The organism is Endozoicomonas sp. SESOKO4 (assembly GCF_024606275.1).
Map to the genome: position 1 here is coordinate 1 of NZ_JAHHPS010000513.1, position 5,696 is coordinate 5,696.

The window sequence follows — 5,696 nt, forward strand, 5'->3', positions numbered from 1 at the left end:
GTGAGAATTTCAGTCTGGCCTGCTTGCGAGTTTGATCGGTTTCTCCAACATTAGCCCGGTCCAGATCTTCCCGCCCACCATCAGCACTCAAATCAATACTTGGCAGGAACCTGCCCTCGGCAATGTCAAGTTCAGCCTGCGATGCGTAGTAAGCCTGTAACGTTGCAGCCATATCCGGATTGGTCTGTATGGCATCATTAACCGTTTGCTCCAGGCTTTGTGCACAAGTGTTGTTCCACCAGAACATACCAAGAACGATAAGCGTGGTGCGTAATGTTGGCTTCATTGTTATCAGCTCCGAATATAAACATATAATCGCCACTGCGTTAGATGGTCATCACTGTAAAGCTCTCAATAGTGGCTTCATGATGTACTGCAATACGCTGCGTTCTGCTACGCTAATGTCGACAGTTGCTTGCATGCCAGGAATGATATTCAGGTGGCTGTTACCCTCTCCAAAGTATGCTTTTTCGACTCTGACTTTGACTATGTAATAACTATTGCCATGCTGGTCAGTAATTGAGTCAGCGGAAATGGTCTGTACTCTGCCATCGAGACCACCATAAACCGCAAAATCAAACGCCGAAATTTTCACTTTTGCATGCTGGCCGTGCTGCACAAAACCAATATCTTTCGGTTTTACCTTGACCTCAACCATTAGCTCATCATCCACTGGCACAATATCAATAAGCTCAGCCCCTGGCTTTGCGACACCGCCAATCGTTGTGACATACAATTTTTGAATCACCCCATCAACCGGCGAATGCAGTTCGGTGTTTTGAACGCTTGCCTCATTGACGGTTTTTTTACCACGGGCAATACCAAGACGCGTTCGTACTTCAGATAGCTGTTCCTGAGCTTCTGCCCGGAAGCCTGACAAAGTACTGCCTTCTTCTTTCTTGAGACGCTGAATCTCTGCTTTCAGCTTTGGGATCTGATTGTTTGTTTTATTAACCTCTGATTGTGCTTGACTGAGTCGTTGTTTAATATCAATCACAGCAGACTCAGACACCGCACCCATTTTAAGTAAGGGCTCGTTCATTTTGAGCTGCTGCCGGATCAAATCAACCTGGCGCTGCTGGTCTTCCGCCTGCTGTTGAGCTGAGACAAGTTCCTGGCGAGCCTTACTTGTTTTCAGATAGATATTATCAAGCTGCATATGAAGCTCATCCTGTCTCACTTTATAAAGCTTTAACTGCGTGTCGATAAAAGTGTTGTGGGTGGCAACTTGTTCAGGGGCGAATTCAGGGCGAGTGCCTGCGACTTCTGCCGCAAGGCGAGTTTCTTCTGCAAGCAACGATGAAGTCTCCACGACCGATTGTGTCAATGAACCACTCGCTACCGTTGGATCAAGCTCCATGAGCAACTCCCCCTGCATAACAGACTGTCCTTCACGCACGTGGATTGCTTTAATTGTACCGCCTTCGAGGTTTTGAATGACTTGTGTACGGCTAATCGGGATCGCTTTACCCTGGCCGCGAACGATCTCATTGATGTTGGCGAAATAGGCCCAAAGGAGCAAAAACAACACCATGGCAAACAATATCCAGAGCGTCACTCTGGCTGCAGACGGTGTCCGCATTAACTCGCCTTGGGAGGCGTCCGTAATAAAATCGAGATCGGCTTGAGTGAATGATTTGCCTTTTAGCCTTGATAAACTCATACAGCTCTCTTCTGGCCGGGAGGCTCACCCGCAAGCTGATCAAGAATTTCTTGTTTCGTGCCTTTCATCAGTATCTCGCCATCATCCATAACTGCGATGGAATCGAGTAAACTCAATATGGCAAGCCGTTGTGTAAAAACAATGATGGTTTTATCAGGTGCCAGCCGGTTAAGGCGCTGTATAAGTTTCCTTTCCGAGTCTTGATCAAGTGCGCTGGTTGGCTCGTCAAAGATCAGAATTTTTGGATCTCGGAGCAAAGCGCGAGCGAGAGCCACGCACTGTCGTTGTCCTCCGGAAAGCATTCTGCCTTGCTCACCGCACTCCCGGTTCAAGCCCTCCGGGTGAGTTGCTGTAAATTCGACGACGCCCGCCATCTCAGCGGCTTTAAGAATCTGTGCGTCGGTAGCGTAGGGTGTACCCGTGGCGATGTTGTCACGAATCGTTCCAGAGAATAGGGTAGGTTGCTGCTCAACACAGCCTGTCATTTTGCGCAGGTCACTTGGATCATGCTGACGAATATCGATACCATCAAGCTTAATGACACCTTCGGTAGGCGTATAAAGTCCCATTAAAAGCCTGAGCAGAGTGGTTTTTCCACAGCCAATACGACCGATTACCGCCAATCGACTTCCTGCGGGAATATTTATTGACACCGATTTGATCACAGGAACGGTATGCTCAGGAAACGTTAACGAAACATTTTCAAGCTGAAAATGGCCCTCAGTAAGGTCACACTGAAGGTACTGTTTTTCATCTTCGCGCTCGACAGGCATTGCCATAATACCGGCAATGCCGTTGTATGCTTCTTTGGTTTGTCCCCATCGTGCGATTAAGCCTGCTACCTGCGTCATTGGAGAAATTACACGCCCTGTTAACATGCTTACTGCAATCAACCCGCCCATGGTCAGGTCATGGTTCGCAATTTCATAGACACCCACAATAAGTAAGGCAACTGTCGTCATTTGCTGGATAAAGCCAGACGTGCTTGTACCAAACGTTGAATAAAGCCGGGAACGGTTGCTCCAGTATGAAGCTTCGCCAACATTCTGTTCCCACTTTCGCTGATTTAACCCCTCCATTCGGTTACTTTTAACAGTTTCCAGGCCATTAAGGGTCTCAATCAGCAAACCATTCTTTAGCGCGGATGCACCATAGCTATGGGAGATAGCCTCATCAACAGGTCGGCGGATCAACAGAGTGATGACTAAAATAATAAAAATTGAAACCACCGGAACAATAGCGAGGTAGCCACTGAATATATAAATGGCGATCAGGAAAATAATTACAAAAGGTATATCAACCAATGTAGTCAGTGTTGCAGAAGTGATAAAATCTCGAATACTCTCAAATTCGCTCACCCTTTTAGCAAATGAACCCACTGATCTGGGTCGGTGTTCTAATTTCAAAGCCTGAACATGAGCAAAAATCCTGGAAGAAAGAATGACGTCCGACTTCCTTCCCGCAACATCCAGGAAAAAGGTTCGGATCAATTTAAGCAAAAGATCGAAGGAAAAAATAATGGCTATCCCAATTGAAAATGCCCATAAGGTATCAAAGGCTGAGTTAGGGACGACCCGATCATAAATATTTCGGACATAAAAGGGGGTAGAGAGTACAAATAAATTAATAACAACAGAAGCAATGAGCACATCACGATAAATTGGGAAAGACAATCGCAAGGTGTCCCAAAACCAATGCTTGCCTGCTTCACCGGTCATCAGACGACGGTCTTTATCAAACTTGTAATCACGTTTAATGAAAAAACTGAAGCCGGTGTACAACACACGCAGATCATCAAGGTCCATTTCAGACATACCAAAGCCAGCTTCCGGGCGAATAATTGTGGCCTTATTCGCTGTAATGTCGAGCTTGGTCAGCACACAGGCATTGCCATTATGAAGCAACAAAATAGCAGGCAAGACTTCGGGAAGTATTGCATCGAGTTCGCGATTTAATAAGCGCGCAGATAAACTGGCCCGCTCTGCCGCCCGTGGCAGCAGGGCGGGGGTGAGCTTATTCTCAATCAAAGGCAAGCCAGCGCTCAAGGCAGTCACCGTACTTGGTCTATCATATAACTTGGTCACGATAACCAAACTGTCGAGCAAGGCATCAAAGTGTGTCGGCTCCGGAGATCCCGTATCCCATCGATCAGTGACCACATTGCTGTTCTGATCTGCCATTTATTCTCCAAAGTTTGAGTGTGGGAACTGTTCTTATCTGCGATCAACGTCTGCAACGATTGTCAGTTGTGCCGTTAAATCAGTGGTAAGGAGTCATCAGTGGGCTTTGGTACCAAACTATCTATGTGCGAGCCTGAGCTTCCTATGGTTGCATCACCATGGTCAGTATCTGCAGTTCTGCTTGCCAAAAGCTTTTCATCAGTCGACGGTGATGATTCGCCTTTTATCTCATTCGAAACGCTTTGTTCATCACTCTTCTTGCTTTGTTTTTCATTGAAATGTTGCTCAACCTGACGCAGTAAGGAGCCCCCGGCTTCATTTTCGGAAGCTCCGCTAAGGACGAACCCGGCATTTACAAGCTGAGCTCTGTCGATATCACCTGAGGCCAGAGCATGGGGTTGATTTTGATCACGCAGTGACTCCAGATTGATTTGAGGTTCTTTATCGGAAAGGCTACCTTCATGTGCCCGTATATCAAGTTGGTCGGTAACGTCAGAGCTTCTAATGTCTGGAGCCTGATCATGGTTCGAAATCGGGGGGGCTGGCAAGGGCTGAGTCGGGTCCATTATCAGCGGTGCAGAATGTTCACTCACAGCATCACCTCCTGCACCGGTGGTTGTTACGACTAGCCGGATATCCATATTTTGTGCATTCCCACCGGGTAACTGTGCTGTCACGCTGGTGGTCGTCCAGTTTTGAACATCGATATGTTCTGTCATTCGGCTAACAGTATGAGTGTGACCACGGCCATCACTTAATACCGTTCCGACATCAAAACCTGTGAGTTCAATCTTACTGATATGGTCTTGCGGATCAGCAGGTGGTGTTATCATTGGCTGTAAATGCAATAGTGCTGAGCTATTTGGAGTAGCGATATTGGTATCGACTAATACTTTCTGTTCGGTCAATGCTCCGGCCTGAGACAACTGATGGTGACCCGTTACATCGACGGGTGTGCCAGCCTGATCTGCTTGTATATCAAAAACCAGGCCTGCACTTTTTGATATAACTTTGCCAAGGGGAGAATGAGCCAACAGAGTTTTGTCAACATCGACATTAGCAGCCATCGCTGCGCTGAATATCTGACCATGATAGGCATCATTAGGGTTAAATCCATGGTTCCCTGTGGCAGCGGGCCCCGACTCTTCTGCATAATGATCCTGATCCTGGGCAAGAGCAAAAACGCCATGCCCCGGGATCTGATACCCTGTTGCGACGTTGTCATGACTATACGCGCTTTGGCCATCGACAAGAAGATCCAGGTGACCAGTCACTGAGTCCCATAATATTGAGTAGCGATGGCTATTTCCGTCAGTTGTATCGATGCCGGTAGCGTACTCATGGTGGCCTATTCCAAGGGTCAGGTTATCTGGTCTCCAGACAAAAAACTCATTTGGATCTGCGGGGACGGCATAACTTAGAAACGTAGCCCCATGATGAGCACTTGTGGCAACTTGCTGACTACCGATAACGTCAAACTCAACGGCCAACTTTGTAATATGATCTGGTGTATCAAGCTGACCCTGGTTCAAAACCCCCCCCGGTTCCCGCATTGCCAAAGGTCATAACTTTTTGCTCAGCGGTAAAATTTAAATCAACTGACGCTGCATCGGTTACCGGGTTGGCCGTGACCGAAACAGCTTGGGGAGGAGAGGTAACAGATTGGCTGCCATCACTTGTCGTTGCACTGACGTATAACGGCATGGAGCCCTGATAATTCACCGGAGGTGTTAAAGTCAATGATGAGACATCGCCCGCATTTACCACCCACCCACCGGAACCATCGCTATGACCTGATGAAAACTGAGTACCTGCTAAAAAACCTTTGAGGGTAATGCTTTCCGGGGTATCAC

At 47.4% G+C, this 5,696-nt stretch carries 5 protein-coding genes; all 5 read right to left on the reverse strand.

The window, feature by feature from the left end; genetic code table 11:
- Positions 1–286: TolC family protein (locus tag KDK16_RS10045; RefSeq protein WP_257275919.1), on the reverse strand; the 286-nt coding region annotated here is incomplete at its 3' end.
- Positions 287–337: 51 nt separating this feature from the next.
- Entirely contained in the window at positions 338–1,663 is a 1,326-nt protein-coding gene (locus KDK16_RS10050) for an HlyD family type I secretion periplasmic adaptor subunit (protein ID WP_257275921.1), read from the reverse strand.
- Positions 1,660–3,843, reverse strand: coding sequence for a type I secretion system permease/ATPase (locus KDK16_RS10055; protein ID WP_257275923.1), 2,184 nt, complete (start codon positions 3,841–3,843; stop codon positions 1,660–1,662). The genes KDK16_RS10050 and KDK16_RS10055 overlap by 4 nt, the downstream gene beginning before the upstream one ends.
- A 74-nt stretch (positions 3,844–3,917) precedes the next feature.
- Positions 3,918–5,396 (reverse strand): hypothetical protein, encoded by a 1,479-nt coding sequence (locus KDK16_RS10060; protein WP_257275924.1) that lies wholly within the window; start codon positions 5,394–5,396, stop codon positions 3,918–3,920.
- The coding region (locus tag KDK16_RS10065) for a hypothetical protein (RefSeq protein ID WP_257275925.1) at positions 5,356–5,696 on the reverse strand (341 nt) is incomplete at its 5' end. The genes KDK16_RS10060 and KDK16_RS10065, both read right to left, overlap by 41 nt.

What these genes read in the sequence shown, in the direction of transcription:
- KDK16_RS10055 (WP_257275923.1), bottom strand. Translation starts at nt 3,843, where the DNA reads ATGGCAGATCAGAACAGCAATGTGGTCACTGATCGATGGGATACGGGA.
- KDK16_RS10060 (WP_257275924.1), bottom strand. Translation starts at nt 5,396, where the DNA reads ATGCGGGAACCGGGGGGGGTTTTGAACCAGGGTCAGCTTGATACACCA.
- KDK16_RS10050 (WP_257275921.1), bottom strand. Translation starts at nt 1,663, where the DNA reads ATGAGTTTATCAAGGCTAAAAGGCAAATCATTCACTCAAGCCGATCTC.